The organism is Zoogloea sp. (genome assembly GCF_028689785.1).
Taxonomy (GTDB): domain Bacteria; phylum Pseudomonadota; class Gammaproteobacteria; order Burkholderiales; family Rhodocyclaceae; genus Zoogloea.
Genome location: NZ_JAQVCN010000020.1, coordinates 21,362 through 43,690, shown reverse-complemented (window position 1 = coordinate 43,690; position 22,329 = coordinate 21,362). Strand labels below are relative to the sequence as shown.

23 protein-coding genes and 1 other RNA gene are annotated in these 22,329 nt (G+C 65.0%); 6 read left to right on the top strand and 18 right to left on the bottom strand.

The window, feature by feature from the left end; all coding sequences use genetic code 11:
• Positions 1 to 2: 2 nt before the first annotated feature.
• From murG to PHI64_RS10900, 12 genes are all read right to left on the bottom strand, one after another.
• Positions 3 to 1,061, bottom strand: a complete 1,059-nt coding sequence (murG, locus tag PHI64_RS10955) for an undecaprenyldiphospho-muramoylpentapeptide beta-N-acetylglucosaminyltransferase (RefSeq protein ID WP_299882537.1) — start codon at positions 1,059 to 1,061, stop codon at positions 3 to 5.
• Positions 1,061 to 2,296 carry a putative lipid II flippase FtsW gene (gene ftsW / locus PHI64_RS10950; RefSeq protein WP_299882535.1) on the bottom strand — a complete coding sequence of 412 codons (1,236 nt, stop codon included), beginning with the start codon at positions 2,294 to 2,296 and terminating at the stop codon, positions 1,061 to 1,063. The genes murG and ftsW overlap by 1 nt, the downstream gene beginning before the upstream one ends.
• The gene (gene murD / locus PHI64_RS10945; RefSeq protein WP_299882533.1) at positions 2,293 to 3,687 is read right to left on the bottom strand and encodes a UDP-N-acetylmuramoyl-L-alanine--D-glutamate ligase; all 1,395 of its coding nucleotides are present in this window, start codon (positions 3,685 to 3,687) and stop codon (positions 2,293 to 2,295) included. Before murD ends, ftsW begins: the two co-directional genes overlap by 4 nt.
• Before the next feature lie 6 nt (positions 3,688 to 3,693).
• Positions 3,694 to 4,782 carry a phospho-N-acetylmuramoyl-pentapeptide-transferase gene (gene mraY, locus PHI64_RS10940; protein WP_296564745.1) on the bottom strand — a complete coding sequence of 363 codons (1,089 nt, stop codon included), beginning with the start codon at positions 4,780 to 4,782 and terminating at the stop codon, positions 3,694 to 3,696.
• 60 nt (positions 4,783 to 4,842) lie between these two features.
• Positions 4,843 to 6,219 carry a UDP-N-acetylmuramoyl-tripeptide--D-alanyl-D-alanine ligase gene (murF, locus tag PHI64_RS10935; RefSeq protein ID WP_299882531.1) on the bottom strand — a complete coding sequence of 459 codons (1,377 nt, stop codon included), beginning with the start codon at positions 6,217 to 6,219 and terminating at the stop codon, positions 4,843 to 4,845.
• The gene (locus tag PHI64_RS10930) at positions 6,216 to 7,724 is read right to left on the bottom strand and encodes a UDP-N-acetylmuramoyl-L-alanyl-D-glutamate--2,6-diaminopimelate ligase (protein ID WP_299882529.1); all 1,509 of its coding nucleotides are present in this window, start codon (positions 7,722 to 7,724) and stop codon (positions 6,216 to 6,218) included. The genes murF and PHI64_RS10930 overlap by 4 nt, the downstream gene beginning before the upstream one ends.
• A gap of 8 nt (positions 7,725 to 7,732) precedes the next feature.
• A complete protein-coding gene (locus tag PHI64_RS10925) occupies positions 7,733 to 9,490 on the bottom strand; it encodes a penicillin-binding protein 2 (RefSeq protein ID WP_299882527.1) in 1,758 nt (585 codons plus the stop codon).
• Positions 9,487 to 9,753 (bottom strand): cell division protein FtsL, encoded by a 267-nt coding sequence (gene ftsL, locus PHI64_RS10920; protein WP_299882525.1) that lies wholly within the window; start codon positions 9,751 to 9,753, stop codon positions 9,487 to 9,489. The genes PHI64_RS10925 and ftsL overlap by 4 nt, the downstream gene beginning before the upstream one ends.
• Position 9,754: 1 nt before the next feature.
• Positions 9,755 to 10,684 carry a 16S rRNA (cytosine(1402)-N(4))-methyltransferase RsmH gene (rsmH, locus tag PHI64_RS10915; protein WP_299882523.1) on the bottom strand — a complete coding sequence of 310 codons (930 nt, stop codon included), beginning with the start codon at positions 10,682 to 10,684 and terminating at the stop codon, positions 9,755 to 9,757.
• Positions 10,681 to 11,127, bottom strand: coding sequence for a division/cell wall cluster transcriptional repressor MraZ (gene mraZ, locus PHI64_RS10910; RefSeq protein ID WP_296564731.1), 447 nt, complete (start codon positions 11,125 to 11,127; stop codon positions 10,681 to 10,683). Before mraZ ends, rsmH begins: the two co-directional genes overlap by 4 nt.
• Positions 11,128 to 11,477: 350 nt before the next feature.
• Positions 11,478 to 11,867: RNase P RNA component class A (rnpB, locus tag PHI64_RS10905), an RNA gene on the bottom strand.
• A 43-nt stretch (positions 11,868 to 11,910) separates the two neighbouring features.
• Positions 11,911 to 12,339 carry a hypothetical protein gene (locus PHI64_RS10900; RefSeq protein WP_299882520.1) on the bottom strand — a complete coding sequence of 143 codons (429 nt, stop codon included), beginning with the start codon at positions 12,337 to 12,339 and terminating at the stop codon, positions 11,911 to 11,913.
• A gap of 180 nt (positions 12,340 to 12,519) precedes the next feature.
• Here PHI64_RS10900 and PHI64_RS10895 point away from each other — a divergent pair, with 180 nt between their 5' ends.
• The 4 genes from PHI64_RS10895 to PHI64_RS10880 all read left to right on the top strand — a co-directional run bounded on the left by PHI64_RS10895 (position 12,520) and on the right by PHI64_RS10880 (position 15,546).
• Complete coding sequence (locus PHI64_RS10895; RefSeq protein ID WP_299882518.1) at positions 12,520 to 13,062, top strand: hypothetical protein; 543 nt, start codon at positions 12,520 to 12,522, stop codon at positions 13,060 to 13,062.
• Complete coding sequence (locus tag PHI64_RS10890; protein WP_299882516.1) at positions 13,059 to 13,547, top strand: YMGG-like glycine zipper-containing protein; 489 nt, start codon at positions 13,059 to 13,061, stop codon at positions 13,545 to 13,547. The genes PHI64_RS10895 and PHI64_RS10890 overlap by 4 nt, the downstream gene beginning before the upstream one ends.
• Positions 13,548 to 13,610: 63 nt before the next feature.
• A complete protein-coding gene (locus PHI64_RS10885) occupies positions 13,611 to 14,774 on the top strand; it encodes a UbiH/UbiF family hydroxylase (protein ID WP_299882514.1) in 1,164 nt (387 codons plus the stop codon).
• Between the two features lie 43 nt (positions 14,775 to 14,817).
• Positions 14,818 to 15,546, top strand: coding sequence for a DsbC family protein (locus PHI64_RS10880; RefSeq protein ID WP_299882512.1), 729 nt, complete (start codon positions 14,818 to 14,820; stop codon positions 15,544 to 15,546).
• A gap of 54 nt (positions 15,547 to 15,600) precedes the next feature.
• Here PHI64_RS10880 and PHI64_RS10875 read toward each other — a convergent pair whose 3' ends face one another.
• Positions 15,601 to 16,449, bottom strand: a complete 849-nt coding sequence (locus PHI64_RS10875; RefSeq protein ID WP_299882510.1) for an EAL domain-containing protein — start codon at positions 16,447 to 16,449, stop codon at positions 15,601 to 15,603.
• 139 nt (positions 16,450 to 16,588) lie between these two features.
• Positions 16,589 to 17,833, bottom strand: coding sequence for a murein transglycosylase A (locus PHI64_RS10870; RefSeq protein ID WP_299882508.1), 1,245 nt, complete (start codon positions 17,831 to 17,833; stop codon positions 16,589 to 16,591).
• Positions 17,834 to 18,021: 188 nt separating this feature from the next.
• On the opposite strand from PHI64_RS10870, the gene PHI64_RS10865 reads away from it, so the two are divergent.
• A complete protein-coding gene (locus PHI64_RS10865; RefSeq protein WP_299882506.1) occupies positions 18,022 to 18,885 on the top strand; it encodes an ATP-binding protein in 864 nt (287 codons plus the stop codon).
• The gene (locus PHI64_RS10860) at positions 18,882 to 19,820 is read left to right on the top strand and encodes a Nudix family hydrolase (protein WP_299882504.1); all 939 of its coding nucleotides are present in this window, start codon (positions 18,882 to 18,884) and stop codon (positions 19,818 to 19,820) included. The genes PHI64_RS10865 and PHI64_RS10860 overlap by 4 nt, the downstream gene beginning before the upstream one ends.
• 26 nt (positions 19,821 to 19,846) lie before the next feature.
• On the opposite strand, the gene PHI64_RS10855 is transcribed toward PHI64_RS10860, so the two are convergent.
• The 4 genes from PHI64_RS10855 to PHI64_RS10840 all read right to left on the bottom strand — a co-directional run bounded on the left by PHI64_RS10855 (position 19,847) and on the right by PHI64_RS10840 (position 22,280).
• Positions 19,847 to 20,053: a DNA gyrase inhibitor YacG gene (locus PHI64_RS10855; RefSeq protein ID WP_299882502.1), complete on the bottom strand. Its 207-nt coding sequence runs from the start codon at positions 20,051 to 20,053 to the stop codon at positions 19,847 to 19,849.
• Entirely contained in the window at positions 20,050 to 20,805 is a 756-nt protein-coding gene (zapD, locus tag PHI64_RS10850; protein WP_299882500.1) for a cell division protein ZapD, read from the bottom strand. The genes PHI64_RS10855 and zapD overlap by 4 nt, the downstream gene beginning before the upstream one ends.
• A 66-nt stretch (positions 20,806 to 20,871) precedes the next feature.
• Positions 20,872 to 21,495, bottom strand: coding sequence for a dephospho-CoA kinase (gene coaE, locus PHI64_RS10845; RefSeq protein ID WP_299882498.1), 624 nt, complete (start codon positions 21,493 to 21,495; stop codon positions 20,872 to 20,874).
• Positions 21,492 to 22,280: an SPOR domain-containing protein gene (locus tag PHI64_RS10840; protein ID WP_299882497.1), complete on the bottom strand. Its 789-nt coding sequence runs from the start codon at positions 22,278 to 22,280 to the stop codon at positions 21,492 to 21,494. The genes coaE and PHI64_RS10840 overlap by 4 nt, the downstream gene beginning before the upstream one ends.
• Positions 22,281 to 22,329 lie beyond the last annotated feature (49 nt).

Here is a 22,329-nt window from a genome sequence, read left to right as displayed (position 1 = left end):
TTTCAAGCGGCGAGGCCGGCGCACACGTCGGCCACTCGCGCCGTGGCGTCCGGCCTGGCCCGCCCCCGCGCCTTCTCGGCCATGCCCAAGAGGCGCTCACGGTCCATCTCCTTGAGCAGCGCGGCGAGGCGCTGCGGCGTCAGCTCGGCTTGGGGCAGCAACACCGCAGCACCTGCATCAGCCAGGAAGCGGGCGTTGCCGGTCTGGTGATCGTCCACCGCATGGGGAAAGGGCACCAGCACGCTGGCCACACCCACTGCCGCCAGTTCGGCTACGGTCAGCGCGCCGGAACGACAGATCACCAGGTCAGCCTGGGCATAGCGGTCCGCCATATCATCAATGAAGGGTAGCAACTCGCCACTCACCCCGGCCGCTTGATAGGCCGCCTTCAGGGCCTCGATCTGCTTGCTGCCGGCCTGATGCGTCACCTGCGGACGATCCCCCTGCCCCAGTAGGGCCAGGGCCCGCGGCATCGCCTCATTGAGGGCTGCAGCGCCCAGACTGCCGCCGACGACGAGCACCCGGAGGGGGCCATTGCGCCCCGCAAAACGCGCTGCAGGCGGCGCCACTGCGGTGATCTCCGCACGCACCGGATTGCCGGCCCACTCACCTTTTTTCAACACCCCGGGGAAACCCGTGACCACCTTGTCGGCCACTCCCGCAAGCACCCGATTGGCCAACCCGGCCACCGAGTTCTGTTCGTGCACCACCACCGGCTTGCCGAGCAGGGCCGCCATCATGCCGCCAGGGAAGGTCACATACCCTCCCATGCCAAGCACCACGTCCGGCTTGATCCGGCGGATCTGGCCAAGGGCCTGCGCAAAACCGCGCAGCAGGTTGAGCGGCAGCAGCAGCTTGCGTAGCAGCCCCTTGCCGCGCAGGGCCGTGAAGCGCACCCAGGCCACCTCATAGCCGCTGGCCGGCACGATGCGCGCCTCCATGCCATCAGGGTTGCCCATCCAGACGATCTTCCAGCCCCGGTCTCGCAGGGCGTCCGCCACCGCGAGTCCTGGGTAGATATGGCCACCGGTACCGCCGGCCATGACCATCAAGGTCGGCATCAGGCGTTGCCTCCGCGCATGATCTGCCGGTTCTCCCAGTCGATCCGCAGCAGGATCGCCAGGGCCACGCAGTTGGCGAGGATGCCGGATCCGCCGAAACTCATCAGCGGCAGGGTCAGGCCCTTGGTGGGCAGCAGCCCCATGTTCACACCCATGTTGATGAAGGACTGCACACCGATCCAGATACCGATGCCCTGGGCCACGAGAGCCGCATAGGTGCGCTCAAGGGTCACCGATTGCTTGCCAATGGCAAAGGCCCGCTGAATGAGCACGGCGAAGAGAGCCACAACCAGGAAAACTCCGACAAAACCGAGCTCTTCGGCAATCACGGCAAGCAGGAAGTCGGTATGGGCCTCCGGCAGGTAGAAGAGCTTCTCGATGCTGCCTCCAAGCCCCACACCGAACCACTCTCCCCGCCCGAAAGCGATCAGGGCGTGAGACAGCTGGTAACCCTTGCCGTAGGCATCCTGCCATGGGTCCATGAAACCCAGGATGCGCTGTCGCCGGTACTCGGAGAAGGTAATCAGGAGGACGAAGCCAATGGCCGCGACAATCGCCAACAATACAAACAGACGCACGTTGATCCCGCCCAGAAAGAGCACGCCGAAGGCGATCGCGGTGATTACCACGAAGGCGCCGAAATCGGGCTCTTTCAACAGCAGGAAACCGACGAACAGGATCACACCGGCCATGGGCATGAAACCCTGCTTGAAACTCCCCATCAGGGGCAGCTTGCGGGCGGTGTAATCGGCGGCATAGAGCGCCGCAAACAACTTCATCAGCTCCGAGGGTTGCAGATTCACCACTCCCAGGGGCAGCCAGCGGCGAGCACCGTTCACATCCCGCCCGATGCCGGGAATCAGCACGATCAGCAGCAGCACGACCCCGGCGATGAACAGCCACGGCGCTATCTCCTGCCAGGCACGCATGGGAATCTGGAATACCACCACCCCGGCAATCACCCCGATGGCCAGAAAGACCGCGTGACGGATCAGGAAATACGCCGGCTGATGACCGAACATCCGGCTGCCTTCGGCGGTAGCGATGGACGCCGAAAAGACCATCACCAGGCCCAGCAGCAACAAGGCTGCCGCCGACCAGATCAAGGCGGGGTCGAGCTCCCGCGGCTGTCCGTTGGGGCGCAGCAGGCGCCCAACTGCCTGACTGGTAACAGGGGCGATGCCACCACCACCATGACGGGCAAAGAAGCCGGAGAGGCTGGCAGCAAGTTTCATGCGGGGCTCACTCCGGGCAGACGGCGCACCGCGTCGATGAAGACCTGGGCGCGATGGGCATAGTTGCGGAACATGTCGAGACTGGCACAGGCGGGCGACAGCAGCACCACATCACCGGCCTGAGCCCGGGCGTTGGCCTCCAGCACGGCGGCGTCCATGTCGGCCGCGTGAACCAGGGGCACCTCACAGCCGTCCACCGCCGCGGCGATGGTGTCGGCATCGCGTCCGATCAAGACGACAGCGCGGGCATAGCGGGCAAAAGCATCCTTCAGGGGGGAGAAATCCTGCCCCTTGCCATCTCCGCCGGCAATCAACACCACCTTGCAGCGCAAGCCCTCAAGGGCGGCCACGGTAGCGCCCACATTGGTGCCCTTGGAGTCGTCGTAATAGCTCACGCCGTCGCCGCGCGCAGCCACCTTTTCGACCCGATGGGGCAAACCGCGAAAGGCCTTCAGGGCGGCGATCATCGGCGCCCGGGGCAGACCGGCGGCTTCGCCCAGGGCCAGGGCCGCCAGGGCATTGGCCACATTGTGGCTGCCGGCCAGAGGAAGCTCGGCGCGACGCAGGAGCTTTTCGCCCCCCCGCACCAGCCAGTCACCGCCCTCGGCATCGATCACACCGAAGTCGTCGGGGCCGCTCGGCGCATCAACGCCGAAGGTGAACACCCGGCGCTCCGGCAGGGCCATGGCGGCCACGCGGGCATCCTGCCGGTTGAGCACCTGCACACCCTTCCCCTGGAACACTGCGGCCTTGGTGCTGGCGTAGTCGTCCAGACCGGCATAGCGGTCGAGGTGGTCGTCGGTCACGTTGAGTACGGTCGCCGACACGGCCTGCAAGGCGGGGAAGGTCTCCAACTGGAAACTGGAAAGCTCCAGCACCCAGGCCGCCGGCGGCGGCAGGCCGGCATCCTGGCGTGCCATCAGCACGTCGAGGGCGGCGGGGCTGATGTTGCCCGCCACCACGGCGTCGACACCCGTCGCCTTGACCATTTCGCCGAGCAGGGTGGTGGTGGTGGTCTTGCCATTGGTTCCGGTGATGGCGATCACGATGGGCCGTGACGGCTGCCCCGGCTGTGCCAGGGCTTCAGCCAGCAGATCCATCTCACCGATCACCGGAATGCCCCGCGCCCGGGCGGTGCTCACCAGGGGCTGACGAGGGTCGAGCCCGGGGCTGATGGCGATGCGGCCAACACCTTCCAGCAGGGCATCCGAAAACGCCCCGGTGATCAACTCGGCCTCAGGCGCATCGGCGCGCAGACGCTCGACGCCAGGCGGTGCCTCGCGGGAATCGGCCACCCGCAGGGCCACGCCCTGGCGGGCAAGCCAGCGGGCCATGGCCAGGCCGGACTCGCCAAGGCCAAGCACGAGGGTGAGGGGCGCAGTGTGTGCCATGTCCGATCAGCGCAGCTTGAGGGTGGACAGGCCGAACAACACCAGCATGATGGTGATGATCCAGAAACGGACGACCACCTGGGTCTCCTTCCAGCCACCCAACTCATAGTGGTGATGCAGGGGCGCCATGCGGAAGATGCGCTTGCCCCCGGTGTATTTGAAGTAGAGCACTTGCACCATCACCGACAGGGCTTCGGCCACGAACAGGCCACCCATGATGAAGAGCACGATTTCCTGACGCACGATCACAGCGATGGTGCCCATAGCCGCGCCCAGGGCAAGCGCGCCCACGTCACCCATGAAAACCTCGGCCGGGTAGGCGTTGAACCACAGGAAGCCGAGCCCAGCGCCAGCGATGGCACCGCAGATCACGGCCATCTCGCCGGCCCCCGGGATGTAGGGCACACCCAGATACTTGGAGAAACCCATGTGGCCGGCCACGTAGGCAAAGATCGCCAGCGCGGCGCTAACCATCACGGTGGGCATGATCGCCAGGCCATCGAGCCCGTCGGTGAGGTTCACCGAGTGGCTGGTGCCGTTGATGACGAAGTAGGTCAGGATGATGAAACCCAGCACGCCCAGGGGGTAGCTCACGGCTTTGAAGAAGGGCACGATCAGTTCGAGCTGGGCCGGCAAGGTGGCGGTGAGCCCCAGAAAGGTGGCGGCAGCCAGAGCGATGGCCGAGGTCCAGAAGTACTTCCAGCGGCTCGCCAATCCCTTGGGGTCGCGGTACACCACCTTGCGCCAATCATCCACCCAGCCCACGGCGCCGAAGCCCAAGGTGACGAAGAGCACGACCCAGACGTACTTGTTGCTCAGGTCACCCCACAGCAGAGTGGTGACCGAGATGGAGATGAGGATGAGCGCACCGCCCATGGTCGGCGTACCGGCCTTGGTGAGATGGGACTTGGGACCATCGTCGCGGACCGCCTGCCCGATCTTCTTGGCGGCCAGCCAGCGGATCACAGGCGGTCCGAAGACCAGCGACAGGAGCAGCGCCGTCCCGGCGGCCAGCATGGTGCGCAGGGTGATATAGCCGAACACGTTGAAAAAACGCGCGTCCTTGCCGAGCCACAGGGCCAGTTCAAGCAGCATGGCGCTTCTCCGATAGCGTTACGGAAAAAACTGCACCCACATCTGCGCTACACACAATCATCAAACCTTCTCCGCGATGGCGTCCACGACCCGTTCCATCTTCATGAAACGCGAGCCTTTTACGAGCACCACCGTATCTGCATTCATTTCCGCCTTCACCGCAGCGACGAGATCGTCGAGCCGGGTGAAGTGGTGTCCGCCTTCTCCGAAGTTGCGCGCGGCAACCTCGCTCATCTCACCCAGCCCGAACAGGAAATCGACGCCTTCACTCTTGGCGTAGCCGCCGATCTCGTCGTGGTACTGGAAACTCTGATCGCCGATCTCGCCCATGTCACCGACGACCAGGATCTTGCGACCCGGCGTAGCCGCCAGCACCGCGATCCCGGCGCGCATGGAGTCCGGATTGGCGTTGTAACAGTCGTCGATCACCACCGCTCCGCCAAGCCCCTTGCGCAGGTGCAGGCGCCCGGGCGTTCCGGCATAGCCGCCCAACCCATTCGCGACGGCAGTCAGGGACACGCCGGCAGCCAGACAGGCCGCCGCAGCTGCCAGGGCATTGCGCACATTGTGCTGGCCCGGCACTTGCAACCGAAACTGGGTCACGCCCTTCGGCGAGTTCAGCACCACGTCACTGGCAAAACCATGGGTGGTGCACCGGGCGCTGACATCCGCATCAGCCGACAGACCGAAGGTGAGCGTACGGCGGCCGGCGTTGGCCGATTTCCAGTACGCGGCAAACGGGTCATCCGCATTGATCACCGCCACGCCATCGGAGGACAGGCCTTCGTAGATCGCACCTTTTTCCCGAGCCACCTCGTTGACGCTGCCCATGCCCTGCAGGTGGGCGCGCTGGGCATTGTTGACGATGGCCACGGTGGGCCGGGCCAGGTGGGTCAGATAGCCGATCTCGCCAGGATGGTTCATACCCATCTCGATCACGGCCGAGCGGTGGTTGCCCGACAGGCGCAGCAGCATCAGCGGCAGGCCGATGTCGTTGTTCAGGTTGCCACGGGTAGCCAGCACGGCCAGATCAGGGTCAAAGCCGTCGATACGGGCCTGGGCGCGGAGGATCGCCGCGCACATTTCCTTTACAGTGGTCTTGCCATTGCTGCCGGTCACGCCGATCAGAGGGAGATCGAAACGGCCACGCCAGCCGGCAGCCAGACGACCGAGCCCGAGGCGCGTATCTTCGACCACAAGCAGGGGCAGGGGCACCGGATGGGTTGCCGCCCAGGCACGATCAACCATCGCAGCAACGGCACCCTGGGCCGCCACGGCATCGACGAACTCGTGGCCATCAAAGCGATCGCCGCGCAGGGCCACGAACAATTGCTCGGGCTGAATGGCGCGGGAGTCGGTGCTCACGGAACGGAAGGACACGTTTCCGCCCACGGCAGTGCCGCCGGTGGCCAGCGCGGCCTCCTGGAGATCCATCATGAAAGAGCTCCCTGGGCGTCGTTCCAGGCTTCAAGAGCAGCACGAGTCTGCTCGACATCGGAAAAGGGGTGACGCACGCCGTTGATCTCCTGGTAGGGCTCATGCCCCTTACCGGCAATCACGACAACGTCGTCGGCCGCGGCGGCGAGAATGGCGCGACGAATCGCCTCGGCCCGATCGGGCACAACCTCTGCCTCCGCGCCTGCACCAGCGACGATGTCACTGAGAATCCGGGCGGGGTCCTCGGCGCGCGGATTGTCGCTGGTCAGCACGACCTGATCGGCCAGCCGGCGTGCCAGCTCGCCCATCATGGGGCGCTTGCCCGGATCACGGTCGCCGCCACAGCCGAACACGCAGACGAGCCGGCCGTTGCGCGCCTTGACGGTAGCCCGGACAGCCGTCAACACCTGCTCCAGGGCATCGGGGGAATGGGCGTAGTCCACGACCACCAGGGGCTCACCAATCCCGCCAAGGGTCTGCATGCGCCCCTGGGGCGGGGTAAGGCCCTCGGCGACCATCGCCGCATCCTCAAGGGTGAACCCCGACGCCATCAGCGTGCCGATGACTGCCAGCAGGTTCGATACGTTGAACTGACCGACCAGATGCGGATACATGTCGGCCGCATCGTTGCCACAACGGGCCGTAAAGCGGATGCCCGCGGCCGTGGTGGTGAGACGGTCGGCTACCAGCAGACGATTGACCGGCGCGGCATCGGCATTGCTCGGAAACAGGGTGTAGCCGATGACCTCCAGGCGCCTCCCCGCCAGACGCCGAGCCTGCTCCATGCCGAAGCGATCGTCGAGATTTAGCACCACTGAACGCAGGCCCGGCATGTCGAACAGGCGGGCCTTGGCGATGCCGTAGTTCTCCATGCTGCCGTGGTAGTCCAGATGGTCACGGGTAAGATTGGTGTGCACCGCGACATCGAAGCGCAAACCATTGAGGCGCCCCTGGTCGAGACCGATGGACGAAACTTCCATGGCGACGGCGTCGGCGCCAGATTCGCGAAAATGGGCCAGGGTCTGATGCACGGTCAGGCTGTCGGGCGTGGTGTTGAGGCTCGCCGACAGGGCTCCGGGAAAACCGATCCCCAGAGTGCCGATCACCCCGCACTTGCGACCAAGAGCCGCAAAGGCCCTGGACAGCCATTGAGTCACCGAGGTCTTGCCGTTGGTGCCCGTCACTCCGACGGTCCAAAGGGTTTCGGACGGACGCCCGTATACTTCATTGGCCAGATGGCCGGACAGAGCCGAGAGCCCTTCCACCGGCAGATTCGGCACCGACAGACGTGCATCCCACGTGTATCCGTCCCGCTCCCAGAGCACCGCTGCGGCGCCGGCGTGGACAGCGCTTTCGATGAAGCGCCGGCCATCCACACGCAGCCCCGGAAACGCCAGGAAGACGTCACCCGCCAGCACCTGGCGTGAGTCCCCACACAGCCGTCGGGGCTCCACCCCCATCGCCACCAGCTCGTCAAGGACGCGGCGGACCTGCTTCTCAGTCATCTCAAGGCTCACATGGCCTCCCGCACGACAGGCTGGGATACGCCCTGACGAGCGACCTGCAGCGGCTTTAGGGGCGCGTCAGGCGCCACACCCAGCGAACGCAAGGCCCCCGCCGTGACCTGAGAGAAGATCGGAGCCGCCACATCACCACCATAGTGTTTGCCGTTGCTGGGCTCGTCGATCATCACGGCGACGATCAGACGCGGGTCGGAAATCGGCGCGATCCCCACAAAGGAGGCCACATATTTGTGGGCATAGCGACCACCCACCAGTTTCATGGCGGTGCCTGTCTTGCCACCCACGCGGTAGCCAGGAACACTGGCCTGGGGTGCGGTCCCCCCCTGCTGCACCACCATCTCGAGCATCTGCCGCACTTCCCTCGCTGTCTGTGGCGAGAAGACGCGGGTGCCATGCACCGGCGGCGCATCCAGCCGCGACAGGGACAGGGGCACCATGTCGCCATCGCGGGCAAACACCTGATAGGCGTTGGCCATCTGCATCAGGTTGACCGACATGCCGTGGCCGTAGGACATGGTGGCCTGCTCAATGGGCCGCCAGGCTTTGGCCGGGCGCAAGCGGCCGCCCACTTCACCCGGAAAGCCGAGCTTGAGCGGCGACCCGAAACCGAGGTCGTCGAGCATTTTCCACATGGTCTCCGGCGGAAAGCTCAGCGCCATCTTGGCTGCACCGATGTTGGACGACTTCTGGATGACCTGGGCCACAGACAGGGCGCCGTGGGGGTGAGCATCGGAAATGGTGGCAGTGCCAATGGTCATCCGACCCGGCGCACAATTGATGATGGTGTTGGCGGTAACCTTGCCCTTGTCCAGGGCCATCGCGGCCGTAAACGGCTTCATGGTCGAACCAGGCTCGAAGGTATCGGTCAAGGCCCGGTTGCGCAGCTGATCGCCGGTCAGCTTGACCCGGTTGTTCGGGTTATAGGTCGGCGCATTGGCGAGGGCCAGCACCTCACCGGTCTTGGCATCCAGCACCACCACACCGCCGGCCTTGGCCTTGTGGTCGTTCATGGCCTGCTTGAGGGCCGCATGGGCGAGGTACTGGATCTTGTTGTCGATGGACAGAGCCACCTCACGGCCGTCCTGGGGCAGGCGGATCGACTGCACATCTTCAACCACATTGCCGCGTCGGTCCTTGACCACCCGGCGGGAGCCCGGCTTACCGGCGAGCTGGGACTCGAAAGCCAGCTCAATACCTTCCTGACCCTTGTCGTCCACACCAGTGAAGCCCAGCACATGGGCCATCACGTCACCGCCTGGATAGAAACGGCGATACTCGCGCTGATCATGGATGCCGGGCAACTTGAGCGCGGCGATACGGTCGGCAAGCTCGGGCGAAACCTGACGCTTCAGGTAGATGAAGTCCTTCTCGCTGGACAACTTCTGATTCAGTTCGCTGACCCCAACCTCCAGCAGCCCAGCCAACTGGCGGGTCTGAGAGGGGTCGAGGCGGGCATCCTCGGGGATCGCCCACACCGACTTGACCGGGGACGATACGGCCAGCACGTCGCCCTGACGGTCAGTGATCTTGCCGCGAGTGGCCGGCACCTCAAGCACCCGTGCATAGCGCGACTCACCCTTGGCCTGCAGGAACTGGTCATGCACACCCTGCAGGTAGGCCGCCCGCCCCACCAGGGCCAGGGACCCCCCGAGCAGGCACAGCAACACGAAGCGCGGCCGCCAGGCTGACAGCTCGGAACGCAGGAGGGGGTTGTGATTGAAGGTGACGCCCTTCTTGACCTTTTTCATGGCCGCTCCTCGATAGCGATGATCTGCCCCGACTGAGGGGGCCGCATCGCGAGCTTTTCGCGAGCAAGCTTCTCGATCCGGGCGTGGGCGGCCCAGGTGCTCTGCTCCAGTTGCAGCTGCCCCCACTCGACCTCAAGCTGATGGGAACGCTGCTGCTCCCGCTCGACAGCGGAGTAGAGCTTGCGGGCCTGGTGCTGCGAGGCCACGACGCCGAGGCTGCTCGCCACCACCAACATCACGAGAAATCCGGTCAGACGGGCCATGTCACGCCTCCATCCGTTCGGCAATCCGCATCACTGCGCTGCGGGACCTGGCATTGGCAGCGACTTCGGCATCGGACGGACGCACCGCCTTGCCCACCAGCCCCAGTCGGGGCTTGGGCAGATCAGCCGCACGCACCGGCAGACGGGCGGGCAACTGCGGCGGCCGAGACTCGTCACGCATGAAGCGCTTGACGATGCGATCCTCAAGGGAGTGAAAGCTGATCACCACCAGACGGCCTCCAGCCGCCAGTGCTGCCACCACCTGGGGCAGAACTAGCGACAGCTCCTCAAGCTCTTGATTGACGCAAATCCGTAGAGCCTGGAAGGTGCGCGTCGCAGGGTGCTGACCCGGCTCGCGTGTGCGGACCGCTTTTTCCACGAGCGCGGCAAGCTGTCCAGTGGTTGCAACATGCCCCCCTGCCCGAGCAGCAACAACCGCCTTTGCAATCTCATAAGCAAACCGTTCTTCACCGTATTCCCTCAGCACACGGGTTATATCTGCAACCGGCGCTTCCGCCAGCCACTCCGCCGCGGTCACACCGCGGGTCGTATCCATACGCATATCCAGCGGCGCATCGAACCTGAAGCTCATGCCCCGCTCTGCTTCGTCCAACTGGGGAGAAGACACCCCCAGATCCAGCAGAACACCGTCAACCTTCTCCACACCCCGCTCCGCCAGCGCCTCGGCAAAGTCCGAAAACGGCGCATGCACAAGCTCGAAACGGGGGTCCTGCAATGCCTGCCCGGCGGCCACAGCCACCGGATCACGATCAAACGCGATCAGACGCCCTGACGGCCCGAGCCGGGCCAGAATTGCCCGGCTGTGACCACCACGGCCAAACGTACCGTCCACGTATACGCCGTCCGGCCGAACGGACAGCGCCTCCACTGCCTCATGCAGCAGCACGGTGATGTGTGGAGCGGCACTCACAGCGGCAGGGTTTCCCAGCCCGCGGGCAACAGATCGGCACCAAGGGCGAAGATCTGCTCCTGCTGCTTCTGCCAACCCGCATCCGACCACAGCTCGAAGTGATCACCCTGCCCCACCAGGTGCACCTGCTTTTCCAGCAAACCAAACGTGCGCAACTCCGGTGCGATCAGCACCCGCCCAGCCGAGTCCATTTCCTCTTCCCGGGCAAAACCCACCAGGAGGCGCTTGAGCAGGGCGGAGTGGTTTTCAAGACTGGAGCCAGCGAGAACCTTGTTGCGGATCGGCTCCCACGCGGGGGCGGGGTAGATCAAGAGACAGCGATGGGGATGAGCCGTGAGGACCAGCTGATTCTCGGCGAGCTTGGCGAGCGCGTCCCGATGCCGCGCCGGTATCGCCAGGCGACCCTTCGCATCGAGAGTGAGCGCTGCTGCGCCTTGAAACATGTTTCCCCCACTTCTTCACCCGGACGAGCAGAAAAAACTCACTTTCTCCCACTTTCGTCCACTTCGTCCCACTTTAGAGCAAAAGAAATACACGGTCAAGCTGACCGGAGCGTAAATCTCTTTTGGACACAAGCACTTAGAGGACGGGAGCGGGCTTTTGAGGAAATCCGCTTATAAATCAATGACCCTAGAAAACATTGCAAAAGTGCTTGATTAATCGCCGCAGTTTCCCCCCTTGATGACGGGGAGCATCACCCTTCAAGGGTGCAGCGGTAAAAAAGCGTTTCGCGGCGCAACATTGCGCAACAAAACAGCGGGTCGGTGGGGAAAAGTGGATTGAACCGGGGAAGTTGGGAAGTCCGCCGATAAGCCGGGTTCTGTCGAGAAGGCCCGTCCGGAGACCGGCCCTCCGGGCAATCATTCCTCTGGTCGACGCGTTACCACGCCGCTCTAGCAGCCTACCCGGGGACTCAGCGAGCAGCCTCAACGTCCCCCTATTTGGCCTTGCCCCGGATGGGGTTTACCGTGCCGTCCGTGTCACCACGTCCGCGGTGGGCTCTTACCCCACCGTTTCACCCTTGCCTGATCTCCGCGAGGAGCCATCGGCGGTCTGCTCTCTGTTGCACTTTCCGTCGCTTTCACCCGAAGGCTATGGCGCCCGGCCGTTAGCCGGCATCCTGCTCTGCGGGGCCCGGACTTTCCTCGATGCGCGAACGCACCGCGATTGCCTGGCGAACTTCCCGGCCGGGAGTATAGCCGCTGCCGCCCGGTCGCGTCCCGCAATCAATCGCCACCACGCAGATCGGCGGCCTGTTCCACCACCTCGGCAATCACGCAGTCCAGCCGGGAACGGAACTCGGGGGCCCGGGCATTCCCCCAGGCAGTGATCGCCTCCCCAACGGAAATGCCCACATCCAGCTCACCGCACCCCTCAGCACCCGCCAGCCCAGGCAAGCGCCCGGCGACACGCTGCCCGAGACGCCCTCCACCGGCAAAGACCACCACCACATCATCGGAGCGCCGATCCACACCCAGGCTGCGAACGCCAATGGCCCTCAACGCCGGACCGTGATGCGCCTCAACATGTTCGGCGATAGCCGCATTGTTGGCCGGACGCCCCACCTCCGCAGCCTCCTGCTGAAGAAAAAGCACAACGCCCACGGCCAGCAGGGTCACGATACAGAGGATAACAACCAGCCTGCGTACATCCATCAAACAACCCAGTCAATAAAGGATTCAACATTTTCCCCAGCCGCCACTGCTAACGCCGCCAAATCGGACACATTCATGCTGCAGTCCACAAGTAAGCGGATTTTACAGACAAGCCCCCGCTTGCATCTGCTTACGTCTGTGAAGCCCCGGTACACATATGCAGCCACAGCCGGTGCTGGAATGAGCACGCAAGCCTTTCCGGAGTTCCACATGTACTCACCATTTGTTGTCCGCTCAGCGACCGCGCTTCTTTCTCTGGCCATGGCCGGCATCCTGACAGCAACTCCCGCCGAAGCAGGTGGGCGATATGGCGGCCCGCCGCGGGGCTACCCTTCCGGCCACTGGCACGGCCGCTACAACGACTTCAACAGTCTGTGGTGGATTGCCGGCACCGGCATGCTGCTCTATCCGTTAGTCACTCAGCCACGTACCGTCGTCATCGAACAGCCCGAGCCCGTCGTGGTTCCCGCTACCCCGGCCGCGCAGAACTGGTACTACTGCGACAGCGCAAAAGCCTACTATCCCTATGTGGAGAGCTGCGCCGAAGGCTGGCGGGCGGTGCCCTCGACCCCACCGGCGACACCGGCGCCGGCGGCAAGCAGCACCTGGTATTACTGCGACGCAGCCGGCGCCTATTACCCCTACGTCCAGGAATGTCCATCGGGATGGCGCGCGACACCGGCCACCGCGGGAACACCCGTCCCGCAGGGAGTCCGGCGATGAAGCACACCCTCCCTCTCGCCCTGCTGGCGCTGCTCGCGGGCTGCGCCAGCCTGCCGGACGGCCCCCGGGTCGCGGTGATGCCGGCCCCGGGCAAGCCCTTTGACGTGTTCGTCGCCGATGACCGCCTGTGCCGCAATTTCGCCGCCCAATCGATAGGCGCCGCCCCCAATGAGTTGGCCAACCGCAGTCTCGTCGACAATGCGGTCGCCGGCACCGCCATCGGCGCCGCAGCAGGAGCCCTCGCCGGCGGCCAGCACGGTGCCGCGACAGGTGCGGCCATCGGCATGGTGGCCGGAACTGCCAGCGGTGCCGGCCAGGCCTCGTTCAGCGGCAGTGAAGCTCAGCGCCGCTACGACATCGCCTACCAGCAATGCATGTACGCAAAGGGCAACCAACTGCCCGGCAACAGCGCCTACCACTACCGCGCAACACCACTACCGCCCCAAGCCTACCCCTACCCACCGCCGCCACCGCCGCTGCGCTAAACCCCTGTGGCGGGTGACTTCCCCTGCGCCGTCCGGCACAATCCCGGCGCAGGAGATTGCCCCATGAAATTCGATGTACTCGTCGTAGGTGCCGGGCTCGCCGGCGCAGCCCTCGCCGCTGCTCTCCGCGGCAGCCGCCTCAAAGTCGGTATCGTTGAAGCCCGCCCCCCGGCCCGACCCACTGGCTGGGATCCCCGCATCTACGCCATCAGCGCCGCCAATGTGGACTTCCTGTCCTCCATTGGCATCTGGCAGCACCTGGACTCACAACGCCTGGCTCCGGTTTACGACATGGAGATCCACGGCGATGCCGGTGGACGGCTGGATTTCTCGGCCTACGACTGCGGCCTCCGCGAACTCGCCTGGATTCTCGAATCCAGCCAGATGCAGCTGGAACTCTGGGAAACGGTCAAGCGCCAGCACAACGTCAGCCTGCTCTGCCCGGCCGCCCCCACCGCCCTCGCCTTCGACGAAGACAGCGCCTGCCTGACCCTGGCGGATGGTCGCCGCCTGGAATCCAGGCTCATCGTTGCCGCCGACGGCCGTGACTCATGGGTACGCCAGGCAGCCGGCATCGGTGCCCGCAACACGCCCTACGACGAAAAGGGCGTGGTCGCCAACTTCCGCTGCGAAAAGCCCCACCGCAACACCGCCTTCCAGTGGTTCCGCCCCGATGGCGTGCTGGCCTACCTGCCCCTGCCCGGGGAGTACATGTCCATGGTCTGGTCGGCCCCCGACGCCCTGGCCGACGAACTCGTATCGTTGTCACCGGAGGCGCTCGCCCTCCGGGTTGGCGAAGCCGGCGATTTCCGCCTGGGCAAGCTCGAAACCATCACCCCGGCAGCCGCCTTCCCGCTGCGCCTGATGCGCGTCGAAACCGTCGTCAAACCCCGCCTGGCCCTGATCGGTGATGCGGCCCACGCTATCCACCCCTTATCGGGGCACGGCATCAACCTGGGCTACCAGGACGCCCGCGTGCTCGCCGAGCAACTCGCCGCCCTCGACCCCTGGCGCGACCCGGGCGAGCTGGTAATCCTGCGCGCCTACGCCCGCGCCCGGGCCGAAGAAACCGCCCTGCTCCAGTACACCACCCACGGGCTCAACCGGCTGTTCAAGCCCGCCGATCCGCTTCTGTCTGGGCTGCGCAATTTTGGACTGAACCTCACCAACCGCCTGCCGGTCGTACGCAATGCGCTGGTTCGATACGCCATCGCCGGCCGTTTCTGAGCCCCACCTTAGCCTCACCTGCCCTTTCCCTGGAGATTCCCGGATGAAATTCCCCTTCGTACGTTCGCTGCTCGCCACCCTTCTCCTTGCAGCGGGCGTCGCCCACGCGGCCGATGAAAGCTCGGTCAAGAAAAACGTCGAGAACTTTCTCAACGCTCCCGCCGTGGAAAGCATCAAGAAGACCCCCTATGGTGGCCTCTACGAAGTCGTGCTCAAGTCGGGCGAACTGCTTTACACCGACGCCAACGTCAGCTTTCTGATCGATGGCAGCCTGATCGACGCCAAGACACGCAAGAACATCACCCAGGCACGGATGGCCCAGCTGATGAAGATCGACTTCGCCACCCTGCCCCTCGACCAGGCGATCAAGCAGGTTCGCGGCAACGGCAAGCGGGTAATCGCCAGCTTTGAAGATCCCAACTGCGGCTACTGCAAACGCCTGGCCAAAGATCTGCAGGGTCTCAAGGATGCAACGGTGTACACCTTCCTCTACCCCATCCTGAGCCCTGACTCGACCGAAAAATCGAAAAACATCTGGTGCGCAAAGGACAAGGCTGCCGCCTGGAACGACTGGATGACTGCAGGCAAAACGCCCGCCGCCGCGGCCGCAGGCTGCGACACCAGCGCCATCGACAAGAACGTAGCCCTCGGCCAGAAGATCAAGGTCAGCGGCACCCCGACCATCTTCACCGCCGATGGCAATCGCCTGCCTGGCGCAGTACCCCTGGCCCAGCTTGAGCAAGCCATGACCCAAGCCGCGGGCGGCAAATAAGACTTTGAAAGACAGGGGCAGGCCCGGGCCCCAAGGCCCGCTGCCCCGTACCGCTCAGGCCGCCTCGCGGGGCTGACGCGGTCTCACCACCGGCAGGCAGTGGGCCGCCGGCCGGCCAATGCGGTAACCCTGCAGCCAGTCCACACCTGCATCCTGGGCCACCTGCAACTGCAGGGGGTTCTCGATGCACTGGCACACCACCCGAGCGCCCAGTCGCCGGATTTCTCCGCTAAGCTCCGTCATCACCCGCTTGGCCAGGCTCAGGTGCCCGGCATGACCGATCAGGCTGCGATCAAGTTTGACGATGTCGGGTGCAAGTGTCTCCAGGCGATCCAGGCAGGCCGTGTGACGGCCGAAATTATCGATCGCCACCCGGTAGCCCCGCGCCTGGTAAGCCGCGATGGCGGATCTCAGGCGCGAGATGCCGTCAAAGCCATCATCAGACACCTCCAGCACGATCCGCTCGGAGGTCAGGCCACAACGCGCCAGGATGGACTCAAACACATGTCCGTGATGCTCACGCACCACCCGCAGCAGCTGCGGATGAATGTTGAGGGCCAGAAAGCCCCCGTGCTGCTCCCGCTCCAGCAGGAAATTGAGCGCGTGCAGGGTGCGCACCAGCCGGTCCAGGTAGACCAGTTCGTGATCGTCGGAGGCTTCCAGGAAAACCCCCTGGGTCGGCCCCCCCGCCCACTCCCCCGCCAGCACCTGGAGATGCGCCTCATGACCGATCACCTGACCGCTGAGGCGCTCGACCACCGGCTGGAACAGGGAGCCCAGCACATTACCGCGAAACTGCGCCCGGACCTGCCCATCTACAATCGCCAAGCAGTCTTCGTCCCCGGCACTGCAGGCAAGTCGATTGCGCTTGTTGAAATAGTGAACCAGTTCGGTGAGGGGCACGGTGGTCTCCGTAAACATGCAGATCCGATCGCGTCAATGAACAGAGGCGCGAGCTTCGCACGATAGCCAGGAACACCGTGCCAGCGAACCAAGAATTTACGCAATAGTTATTACAAATCTACGCTTTCACCCATCCGGACTATCGAGGCACCTGGTCCCTGGGCCATAGAACCCACATTTCCCCCTTCTGACGCATCCGCCCGGCAAGGGCGCCAGCCTCGGCGCCAAACCCCCAAAAGAAGTCCCCGCGCACGCCCCCCTTAATCGCACTTCCCGTATCCTGGGCCAGCATAAGGCGGCGCAGGGGCTGCGGGCTGTTGGGCTGGGTGGTAGCCAGAAACACCGGCGCCCCCAGCGGGATGCTGCGTGGATCCACCGCCAGGCTGCGCCCTTCGGTCAGCGGCTGCCCCAGGGCACCCACCGGACCACCGCTGGACTGAGCCACCTCTCGGAAGAAGATATAGCTCGGATTGGCGTTGAGCATCTCCTGCAGGCGTCCCGGGTTGGCCCGTGCCCAGTTCTTGATGCCCTCCATGGATGCCTGCTCCAGCCTCATCTCGCCCTTATCCACCAGCCAGCGCCCGATCGATTGATAGGGATGGCCGTTGGTGTCGCCATAGGCCAGCCGCAGCACGCTGCCGTCCGGCAACTGGACACGCCCGGACCCCTGCACCTGGAGGAAGAACAGCTCGACGGCATCCTCGGCATAGAGCAGGGTCTTGCCGGCAAAGCGCTCGGTCTGGCGGGCCAACTCGGCACGGGTGTAGTAGGGCACCACCCGATTGCCGGCCAGGCGCCCCCGCACCCGCTGGCCCTTCAGATCAGGAAAGACATCACCCAGATCGATGGTCAGCAGATCATCCGGCACGCCATGCACCGGCCACGGATACGCCTTGCTGCGACTGCGGCTACCCTTGATCAGGGGCTCGTAATAGCCGGTAACCAGCCCTTCCCGCGTTCCATCCGGGTTCACCACCCGCCAAGGGCTCAACCGTGCCTCGAAGAAACGGCGCACCGCAACGCCCCCCGGGTTCTCCCCCAGAGCTCTGGCCGCATCGCACACTGGCCGCCAGACCGGCTGCCGGCCCACCGCCCGGCAGGAGGCAACAAAGGCCGGCCATGCATCCTCCACCGGATCGGCTGCCCAGCCCGACAGATCGGACCAGTCGGCAGCCTGCAGCGGCCGCGCCAGAGGCTGGGGCGCCGGAGCCCCGCCTGGCGCGGCCGCCCCAACGGAGGGCACGGAAGCCGTCGAGGATGTCGTTGGAGCGGGCGTGGTGATCGGAGCACGGGCCGGCTCACTCACCGGCCTGGGGGAAGCGGCACAGGCGGCCAGGAGGAATACCGGAAAAAGAACCGGCAGGCGGGAAATGACGGGGAACATGGATGGGGTAAACTCGTGGCTTGCTGTCGATACCCGCCCGAGTATAACCACCGCTTTGCCCGACCGGGCCTGCAAAAGGGAACATCCATGTGGCTGATCGGCCTTGAACTCGGCATTGTTGCCGTGCTGCTCGTCATCGTTGCCGTGGCCCTGCGCAACCCGAAGAACAAGGATACGGACGCCCCTCCATGACTGACCTGAACCACTTTCTGGCCCGCGCCGAACGGCTGCTCGAGCGCCTTGAACATTTTCTCCCAGCCGCCCCGCAAGCCCCCGATTGGCAAGCATCGAGCGCCTTCCGTTGGCGCCGCAAGGGGAATACTGCCGGCCTGCAGGCGGTGCAGCACCCCCACCAGATCCGCCTCGCCGATCTGCAAGACATCGACGACAAGAAGGCCCGCATCGTCGCCAACACCCGCCAGTTCCTCAATGGCAAACGCGCCAACAACGTGCTGCTGACCGGCGCCCGGGGCACAGGCAAGTCATCCCTGGTCAAGGCCCTGCTGACCGAATACGCTGCCGAAGGCCTGCGCCTGATCGAGGTGGACAAAGACGACCTGATCGACCTGCCGGACATCGTCGAACTGGTGGAAGGGCGCCCGGAACGTTTCATTCTGTTCACTGACGACCTTTCCTTCGAAGACGGCGAACCGGCCTACAAGGCGCTAAAGAGTGTCCTCGACGGCTCCCTCGCCGCCGTGCCGGACAACGTGCTGATCTACGCCACCTCCAACCGGCGCCACCTCATGCCGGAGTACTTCTCCGAGAATGCGGCCACCAAGCACAAGGACGGCGAAGTACACCCCGCCGAGGCCGTAGAGGAGAAGATCTCCCTGTCCGAGCGCTTCGGTCTGTGGATCTCCTTCTACCCCTTCAGCCAGGACGAATATCTGGCCGTGGTGCGACACTGGCTGGGCGAGTTCGGCGTGCCGGCCGAGGCCATCCCCGATGCCCGGGGCGAGGCCTTGCAGTGGGCGCTGCTGCGTGGCTCCCGCAGCGGCCGGGTGGCCTGGCAGTTCGCCCGGGACTACGCGGGGCGCTTCGAGCAATGAAGAAGATCGTGCATGTGGCGGCAGCCGTCATCACCCGGCCCGACGGCAGCTTCCTGGTCGGGCAGCGGGCTGCCGACACCTTCTACCCGGGCTACTGGGAGTTTCCCGGCGGCAAGGTCGAAGCCGGCGAAACGCCCCGCGACGCCCTTATCCGCGAACTCCATGAAGAGCTCGACATGGAGGTGCTGGAAGCCTGGCCGTGGTTGACCCGCGAACACGTCTATGAGCACGCCCACGTCAACCTGCACTTTTTCGAAGTACCGGCCTGGCGGGGCGAAATCCACGACCGGGTGCACGCAGCCCTCTCCTGGCAGCAAGCTGGCAGCATGGACGTCGAGCCCATGCTGCCAGCCAACGGCCCCATCCTCAAGGCCCTGCGCCTGCCCCGCCGAATGGCCATCACCCAGGCCGCCGAGATCGGCATCGACACCCAGCTGGCCCGCCTTGACCAAGCCCTGGCCGATGGCCTGCGCCTGATCCAGATCCGCGAACCAGGCCTGCCAGCCCCCGACCGGGAAGCCTTCACCCGCGCCGTGCTGGCTCGCACCCGAGAGGCGGGCGCCATCGCCCTGATCAATGACGACGTGGACCTAGCTACGCGCCTGGGCGCCAACGGTGTGCATCTGCCGGCCCGTCGCCTGATGGAACTCGATACCCGGCCGAATCTGGAATGGGTTGGCGCGTCCTGCCACACCCGTGACGAACTGGAACGGGCCGCTGCCCTGGGGCTCGACTACGCCCTGCTCGGCGCAGTCAAACCCACCGCCAGCCACCCGGAACGCGACGCACTGGGTTGGAACGCCTTTGCCGACCGAGTGCGCACTCTTCCGCTACCGGTGCTGGCCCTCGGCGGGCTCAAGCCCGATGACATGGACACGGCCAAAGCCCATGGCGCCCACGGCATCGCGGGCATCCGGAGCTTCTGGCAGAGCTAAAGCGAAGAAAGCGGCCTGCAGGCCGCTCAGTGACGCAGATCGCGCAGAGGATCGGATTCGTCATCAAGGGGCGCATCGCCCTCGACACGATAGCTGTCGGTGGCCCAAGCACCCAGATCAATCAGGCGGCAGCGCTCGGAGCAGAACGGGCGCTGCGGGCTCTGGGGGCCCCAGACAACGGCTGTGCCGCAGGTGGGGCACTTGACGACGCGGGGCTTGGAGGAATCGCTCACAGATTGCAGAAAGTCAGTTCGAACGGAATGTCGACGTCCGCCTGACGGGGCCGAACCACCGTTTCGGCGTGCATGAAGCGCACATTCAGGGCGTATTTGTTGGCACTGGTTTCCGGCACGCACATGGCGGTCGAGGCGACGCGGATACGGATCATCTGGGCCGTGCGCCCACCCATGGTCTGCTGAAAGGCGCCACGCAGGGCCATCAGTTCTTCCGGCCGACCGCTGGCCCGCAGCAGGCGGAGCACGATGGCCAAGCCGTCACGGATGGGCAGCAAGGGGTGCACCCAGGCGCCCAGATCGCGGCGGCGGGATTCGACTTCGCGGTTGAGCCAGTGGTGATAGGAGGGCAGGTCGAACTCGCAGGCGCCGCCGGGAATCGCGGCGCGGCTGCGGATGTTCATCAGCCACTCGTTCTCCCGCAGGTACTGGCCGGTCTTGCCCGCCATGGCAAGCAGGGAGGCGGATGCCTGTTCGATCTCGTAGAGGGCGCCAGCCAGAGCCTCTTCGGAAATCTGCGGATTGTTGCGAAAGGAAAGCAGGATCTGACGCTGACGCTCAAGTTCCTGGACCAGGTCCACCTTGAGGTCGGCACGGCCGGCCACTTCAAGGATCTCGAACAGAGTCAGCAGGGCAACATGGTGCTCTAGGGAACCTTCGGCACGCACGAAATGCGTGACCTTCTCAAACAGGTGCTCAAGCCGTAGAAGCGTGCGGATCCTCTCGTTGAGTGGATATTCGTAGGTGATCACGCGCGCGCCTGGGCCTGGGCCTGAATGAGGTATCGGTATATGTCTGTATGACCGCAGCGAATCATATCACAGGCCTCCAGGGGGCGCGGCGAGGGCCAGGTAGCCACTATGCAGCCGGGCCACCTGGGTCCGCAGCGCCTCCAGCGAGCCGGCGTTGTCCACCACGTCGTCAGCCGCGGCCAGGCGCTCCGCCCGACTCGCCTGGGCTGCCATGATGGCGCGCACCTGGAGCTCATCAAGGCCGCTGCGCTGCATGACCCTGGCCACCTGGACGGCCTCGGGGCAATCCACCACGCACAGCCGGTGCACCCGCTCCCGGTAGGCGCCCGATTCGATCAGCAGGGGTACAGCCAGGATGACATAGGGTGCGCTGGCAGCCAGGCACTGGCGCTCGCTCTCCTGCCGGATCATGGGGTGCAGGATGCCTTCGAGGCGCTTTCGCGCTTCCGGACTCTCAAAGGCCAGCGCCCGCATGGCCGGACGATTCAGGGCGCCGTCGCCGTTCAACACGCCGTCGCCGAAGGACTCGCGAATGGCAGCCATGGCCGCGCCTCCAGGCGCGGTGAGAGCGTGAGCGATCTGGTCGGTATCGACAATCACCGCCCCCAATTCAGCGAAGAGGTCTGCGGCCGCGCTCTTGCCGCTGCCTATGCCTCCTGTCAGACCAACAATGAAAGGCTGAGCACTCACGGGCTGCACTCCAGACGACTGGCACCTCTCAGGCGCTCTGAAAGATCGCTGGCCAGGGTGGCCAGGCTGTCACCGGGGCCACGCACCTCGATGCGCCTGACCCCCGCCCCCCGGGCGGTGATCTGCGCGCTACGCACACCCTTCTCCTTGAGCGCATCAAGCAGCCGGGTGGCCGCCAACTCGCTTTTGTAGAGGCCAAGGGACACGGCAAACTGGTTGGGGCCTGGGTCCTGCATGATGAACAGGTCATCCACGCCGAGGCGACGCAGTTCGGCGACCTTCTTGTCGGCACCTTCGCGGCTGCCCTGGGGCGGGATATTCACCCACCAGGACGACGGCGCATCGCTGCGTGTCTCGCTGAGCTTGAAGCCCGTTCCGGCCCTGGCGATACGTGCAGTCAGCTCCCGCGCCTGATCTACGCTGAGACCGGCGAACACCACGCAGGCCTGGGGCGCCACTGCCTCTGCAGCGACTTTTTCCGGGGCTTTCTCTGCAACCTTTTCTTCAGCCTTCTCGTCGCCCTTCTCGTCGCCCTTCTTCTCGGCCTTCTCATCGGCTTTATCGGAAGCAGCCTCTGGCTCGGTGGCGGGCGCGGGCCTCACCACCGGCGGCGGCGCTGGTGGACGGGCTTCCGTCATCAGGCGCAGGCGGTCAGGGTTCAACTGGTTACTGAGCCGCTCGGGCTCGCCATAGGACGCCGCACCGCCAAGCCAGCCTTTCCACAAGGCGAGCGCCAGCAAGTTGGCAAAGATCAGGATGATGACAGCAACACGAAGTGGGGCCATGGCAGCAAGACTAACCGATACGAAGGCACGGGAAAAGGCGCCGGCTCCC